This window comes from Streptomyces sichuanensis, assembly GCF_020328095.1.
Classification (GTDB): domain Bacteria; phylum Actinomycetota; class Actinomycetes; order Streptomycetales; family Streptomycetaceae; genus Streptomyces; species Streptomyces cinnamoneus.
Window position 1 is genome coordinate 1 of record NZ_JAIXMK010000215.1, and the last position, 5,892, is coordinate 5,892.

The 5,892-nt window shown below is 75.3% G+C and carries 5 protein-coding genes and 1 pseudogene; 3 read left to right on the forward strand and 3 right to left on the reverse strand.

Features of this window, described 5'->3' with window-relative positions; translation table 11 throughout:
* Positions 1 to 604 (forward strand): annotated as a pseudogene (locus tag LE181_RS31265) (complex I subunit 5 family protein); the annotation flags it as partial.
* A gap of 85 nt (positions 605 to 689) precedes the next feature.
* Here the strand turns inward: LE181_RS31265 and LE181_RS31270 are convergent.
* Entirely contained in the window at positions 690 to 2,183 is a 1,494-nt protein-coding gene (locus tag LE181_RS31270; protein ID WP_225664937.1) for an MFS transporter, read from the reverse strand.
* Between the two features lie 159 nt (positions 2,184 to 2,342).
* Here LE181_RS31270 and LE181_RS31275 point away from each other — a divergent pair, with 159 nt between their 5' ends.
* Together LE181_RS31275 and LE181_RS31280 are read left to right on the forward strand one after the other, a co-directional pair.
* Positions 2,343 to 2,900 (forward strand): nitroreductase family protein, encoded by a 558-nt coding sequence (locus LE181_RS31275; RefSeq protein ID WP_225664938.1) that lies wholly within the window; start codon positions 2,343 to 2,345, stop codon positions 2,898 to 2,900.
* Between the two features lie 84 nt (positions 2,901 to 2,984).
* A complete protein-coding gene (locus LE181_RS31280; protein ID WP_225664943.1) occupies positions 2,985 to 3,674 on the forward strand; it encodes a L,D-transpeptidase family protein in 690 nt (229 codons plus the stop codon).
* Here the strand turns inward: LE181_RS31280 and uppS are convergent.
* Together uppS and LE181_RS31290 are read right to left on the reverse strand one after the other, a co-directional pair.
* Entirely contained in the window at positions 3,650 to 5,449 is a 1,800-nt protein-coding gene (gene uppS, locus LE181_RS31285) for a polyprenyl diphosphate synthase (protein WP_225664940.1), read from the reverse strand. The two genes, LE181_RS31280 and uppS, sit on opposite strands and share 25 nt — an antisense overlap.
* Positions 5,450 to 5,627: 178 nt before the next feature.
* A partial coding sequence (locus tag LE181_RS31290) for a DUF6114 domain-containing protein (RefSeq protein WP_225664941.1) occupies positions 5,628 to 5,892 on the reverse strand: 265 nt, incomplete at its 5' end.

A 5,892-nucleotide genomic window follows, 5' to 3' on the forward strand; every position in this document is an offset into this window, starting at 1 on the left:
CACGGGACTGGGCAAGGCCCTGGTGGAGGAGCAGGCCCCCTGGCTGCCGGTGCTGTTCGTGCTCGTCTCGGCGGTCACCGGGGGCGCGGTGCTGCGGGTGGCCGCACGGGTCTTCCTGGGCGCGGGGGACAGCGAACGGGAGGCGGAGGGGGACGGCGAGGACGAGCCGGAGACGGCCGGCGACGAGGAGGAACCGGAGACGGGCCGCCGGCTGCGCCTGCTGCCCCGGCCGATGGTGACGGTCGCCGCCCTCCTGCTGGCCGGCTCCCTCGCGGTGGGCACGGTCCCGGCGCTGCCTCCCGCGGTGGGAGCGGCCGCCGGGGCCTTCATGGACCACGCGGGCTACGCCGCCATGGTGCTGGACGGCGGGCCCGGCGGCCCGTACCCGGCCCATGCGGGGGAGTGGTGGACGTGGACCGGCGCGGGCCTCGGCCTGCTCTCCGCCGCCCTGGCGACCGGGCTGGCCGTCCTCGCCGCGCACCGCCTGCTCCCCTCGGGCGGCTGGGCGCCGCCCCTGCGCCGCCTGCACTCCGGCCACGTGGGCGACTACGTGGCCTGGACGATGGCGGGCATCGGCCTGCTGTGGGGACTGCTCCTGTGGTGACCAGCCGGACTGATCCTGTGGTGCGCGACCGGCAGGGAAAAGGGGGCGGCTCCCGCACGGGAGCCGCCCCCGGTTCCGTCGGGCCCTACGCCCGGCCGGCCCCCCGCAGCGGGCCGCCGCTGCGCAGCAGGATCCCGGCCGGCACCGCGGTCAGCACCAGCAGACCCGCCACCCACCACAGCGCGGTCGAGAAGCCGTGCACCGTGGCCTCGGCCACCGGGGCCCCCGGGTGACCGGCGAGCCAGCTCTGCGTCGCGCCCGCCGCCACCGAGTTGAGGACGGACGTGCCGACCGCGCCGCCCACCTGCTGCGCCGTGCTCACCATCGCCGACGTCACCCCGGCGTCCTGCGGGTCGACGCCCGCCGTTGCCGTGGCCATCACCGTCATCATCGTGGTGCCCATGCCCAGGCCCAGCAGCACCAGCCCGGGCAGCACCCGCGTCGCGTACGGGGTGCCGGTACCGGCCTGCGCCAGGACGAGCAGGCCGGTCGCGGCCGTCAGGAGCCCCGGCACCACGAGCGTGCGCGGTGCCACGAACGGCACCAGCCGGGCGGCCAGCTGCGTGGAGCCCGTGATCATCGCCGCGGTCAGGGGAAGGAAGGCCAGGCCGGTGCGGACGGCGGAGTAGCCGAGGACGACCTGCAGGTAGTAGGTCATGAAGAGGAACACGCCGAACATCGCGACCGGTGCCAGACCCGCCGTCAGCAGGGCTCCCGCGCGCCGCCGGTCCCGCACGATGCGCAGCGGCAGCAGCGGGTGGGGCGCCCGGGCCTGCCACAGCACGAACGCCGTGAGCAGGAGCACGCCGCCGGCCGGCAGGCCCAGCACCAGCGGGTCGCCCCAGCCACGGGACTCGGCCTCGCCCAGCCCGTAGACGATCGCGGCCAGGCCGGCCGTGCCGAGGACGGCCCCCGGCACGTCCAGGCGGCCTCCGGCGTGCCGGCCGGTGTCGGACAGCAGCGGCACGGCGGCGATCAGGACGACCACCTCGACGGGCACGGCGATGTACATGCACCAGCGCCAGTCCAGGTACTGGGTGACGAGCCCGCCGATGAGCAGGCCGGCCGCGGCCCCCGCGCCGGCGATGGCGCCGAAGACGCCGAACGCCCTGCCGCGCTCCCGCGGATCGGTGAAGGTGGTCGTCAGCAGGGACATGGCGGCGGGCACGATCAGCGCCGCGAAGGCGCCCTGCAGGGCACGGCCGGCGAAGAGCATGCCCGCACTGTCCGCGGCGCCGCCGACGGCCGACGCCAGGCCGAACCCGGCGACGCCGGTCAGGAAGGTGCGCTTGCGGCCCATCAGGTCGGCTATCCGGCCGCCCAGGAGCAGCAGGCCGCCGAAGGCGAGCGCGTAGGAGGTGATGACCCACTGCCGTGCCCCGTCGCCGATGCCCAGGTCGGCCTGGGCGGACGGCAGGGCGATGTTCACGACCGTGCCGTCCAGCAGGACGATCAGCTGGGAGAGGCCGAGCACCGCCAGGCCCCACCAGCGGCGCGCGTCGCCGGGCGCCGTCCGCCCGGTGGGGGCGGCGGCCGGGGCCGCCGGGCGGCCCGCTCTCGTGAGGGTGGTCTGCGTCATCGTCGAAGTCCCTACTGTGCGCTTGCGTCTCGAAGAGCACCGTAGAAACTCAAGTCAACTTGAGGTCAAGGCCGGGGAGCGCCCCGGACGGCGAATCGGAGCGGTGACACGTGCGCGGCCCGTCCATCCTTTATCTTCGCGACAAAAGGGAGGTTTGCCATGGACGTTCTGGAGGCCGTGCTGACCCGGCGCAGCGCCACCCGGCTCGTGCCCCCCGCACCGGACGACGCCGCCCTGCTGGAACTGATCCAGGCGGCCTCGGCCGCCCCCGACCACGGGCTGCTCAGACCATGGCGGCTGGTCCTCGTCCGGGACGCCCAGCGCGAACTCCTGGGTGCCGCCCTCGCGGAGGCCGCGACGGACGCCGCCGCCGCCGAGCGGGCCCGCGCCAAGCCCCTGCGCGCCCCGCTGCTGGTCTCGATCGTCTTCTGCCCCCGCCCCGACCATCCCAAGGTGCCGGTGTGGGAACAGCTGGCCGCCACGGTCTCCGTGGTCCAGAACCTGCACCTGCTGCTGCACAGCCGCGGCTGGGGCGCCATCTGGCGCACGGGCCGGGCCGTCGACGCGCCCGCCGTGCGCCACTGCGTCGGGGTGGGCGCGGGGGAACAACTGCTCGGCTGGCTGTACGTGGGCACACCCGGCAGCGGCCCCGGCGGCGCCCCGCGCTCCGGCTTCGACGCCCGCACGAAGGTCCGCACGCTCGGCGCGGCGGCCTGAACGTTCACGTGCCGGCTGCCCGCGCGCAACCAACCAGGCGCCCCGTTGGTCATAACGGGCATGACAAGTCCCCTGAGAAAGACGATGGTTCGCCGCCTCGGCGTCCTCCTGGGAGCGGCCGGCCTGGCCGCTCCCCTGACCGTGGCCATGGGCGGGACCGCGCAGGCCGCAGGCTCCGCGTGCACCGCCGGGACCGGGCCGTACCAGGCCAAGGCGGAGCGCTTCCTCGGCCGTCCCGTCGACGGCAAGCAGTCGGCCGCCGACTGCCGGGCGATACGCGACTTCCAGCTCGGCCACGGGATAAGCCCCGCCATCGGCTACGCCGGCCCGGTGACGTGGTCCGTGATGGAGGTGGTCGCCAAGCAGCGGGAGGCCGGCAACAACCCCAACGCGTCCGGCGCCTGCCCGACGAACAAGGGACGCATCGCCTGCGTCGACCTGACCCGCCAGCTGAGCTGGATCCAGGACGGCAAGAAGCTGAAGTTCGGGCCCGTCCCCATCCGGTCCGGCCGCGACGGCTACGAGACGCGCACCGGACTCAAGAGCGTCTACTGGCGGAGCATCGACCACTGGTCGACGATCTACAAGGTCCGCATGCCCTACAGCCAGTTCTTCGACGGCGGGCAGGCGTTCCACGCCATCGACGGCAGCGTCTGGTCGGCGCCCGGCTCCCACGGCTGCGTGAACATGCGGCGTGCCGACGCAAAGTCGTACTGGTCGCTGCTGAAGAACGGTGACGACGTGTACGTCTACGGGCGCAAGCCCGGGACCTGAGCGCCGGCGGCGGGAGCGGAGCCGTAGCGGCGCTGCCGCCGGGCGTAGGCGGCCATCGCCTCCCACAGGTCCCGGCGGTCGACGTCGGGCCAGTAGGCGGGGGTGAAGAGCAGCTCGGCGTAGATGCTGTGCCAGGGCAGGAAGTTGGACGTGCGCTGCTCCCCGCCGGTGCGCCAGAACAGGTCCACGTCGGGCATGTCGGGCAGCGGCAGATAACGGGCCAGCTGCTGCTCGGTGACGCGGGCGGGGTCGACGTGCCCGGCGGCGGCCGCACCGGCGAGGGCCCGGGCCGCCTGGGCCAGCTCCGCCCGGCCGCCGTAATTGGCGCACACGGTGAGGAGCAGGCCGGTGCGCCCGCCGGTTGCCCGCTCGCGCTCCAGGAACGCCTGCACCAGGTCCTCCGGCAGGCCGTCGGGCACGCCCGCCCAGCGCGCGCGCACGTCCAGACACCACAGGTCCTCGTCGTCGAGGTGCTCGCGCAGCAGGCCCATGAGGGCGTCGGTCTCGGCGGAGGAGCGGCTCCAGTTCTCCGTGGAGAACGCGTACACCGTCAGATGCGGCAGCCCGGCCTCCAGAGCGCCGTGCACCACGTCGCGCAGGGCCTCGGCCCCCGCCCGGTGCCCGTCGGTGCGGGGCAGCCCGCGCTCGGTGGCCCAGCGGCCGTTGCCGTCCATCACGATCGCCACGTGCCGCGGCAGCGCGCCCGGCGCGAAGTCCGGCGGCCGGGCACCGGACGGATGGGGCCGCGGCGGCACCGGGGGAGCCAGGGGCGCGGTCCGGGAGCCGAGGAGCCGGTCGGCGCGCCGGTGCGCCGCATCGGGCGGGGGAACGAGCGGTGGGGGCGAGAGGGGCGTCAGCCACCAGATGAGCGCCGCCTTGGCACGGCCGCGGGCCAGGATGCGCCGCCGGGCGGCCCACGGCAGACGCGGCCTGCGGTGCAGCAGCGCGGCACCCGCCCGCTCGACGGCTTCCAGCCGCAGGAACAGCACCTGCGCCGTCGCCTGGACGAACACCGCCAGACCCGGCACCGGACCGAAGACCAGCTCCGGCTGGTCGAGCCAGCGGCGGGCCCGGCCGACCAGGGAGCGCACCAGCGCGTCGACCGCCGGCGTCCAGCGGCGTGCCCGCAGGTCCTCGGCACGCACGCCGAACTCCTCCAGCGCCTCCACGGGAAGCCTGAGGTGCCCACGGGCGAGGTCCTCGTGCAGGTCCTCCAGGTCGTCGGTCAGCTGCACGCCCTGCAGCCACGTGTGGTACTCCTCCATGTGCCGTGCGTGCGCGACCAGGGACAGCCCGAGCCGGGACAGCAGCGCGGGAACCTGACTGCCGTAGACGCTGTTGACGGACCGGCTGTAGTCGATCCACTCCCGCCACGTGCGCGGCGCGCTGCGCCCGGGGTCGCGGTACTGCTCGGCGAAGACCGACTCCAGTTCGCCGGGGGACAGGCCCCAGGTCCGCACCGTGTGCACCAGCGCCCGCCGCACCGGGTCGGCGCTGTCGCCGCGGTGCAGGTCCGTGCGGTAGGCCGCCGACCAGGCGGCCACGCGGGCGGCCCGCTCGCGTGGCCCGTCCGGGCCGTTGTCCGCCAGGTCGTCCATGACGCGCGCGGCCGCGGCCAGCGCCCACACGGCGGGGCGCACGGCGCGGGGCAGGAGGTGACCGAGCGCGTAGTAGGTGCTGTTGTTGCGCCGGAACGTGCGCCGGCACACCTGGTATCCGGCGCGCAGCCGCCGGTTGTGGATGCCGGCCCTGGCGTAGACGGAGGAGGAGGTCATGACTCTCCCGGGGGCGAGAGGGGAACGCGGGTACGCGCGGTGGCCGGGCCTCGGCCCGGGACCGGGGTGGTCGGACCCTGTCCCGGGGTGGGGCGATCGGCCTTCGGCCTGGGGACGGGAGGGGGCTTCGGCCCGGTGACGGGCGGTCGGGCCTCGGTCCCGTGACGGGCGGTCGGCCTCAGTCCGGTGACGGGCCGGGCACGGCGGGCGGCACCCAGGAGAACGCCAGGCAGCCGCCGGCCACCCCGAGAACGGTGCCGAGCAGGAGCCCTCCGATGTTGCAGGTGAGCAGGGCCAGCAGGGCCAGCACCACCGCGGCCACCCCCGCCACCGCGTGCAGCTGCGGATACCGCAGCAGGACCACGCCGGTCAGCAGAAGCGGCAGGCTCACCTCGAAGCCGGCACTGACCGCCACCCCGGGCTGCAGGACGGCCAGGGGCGCA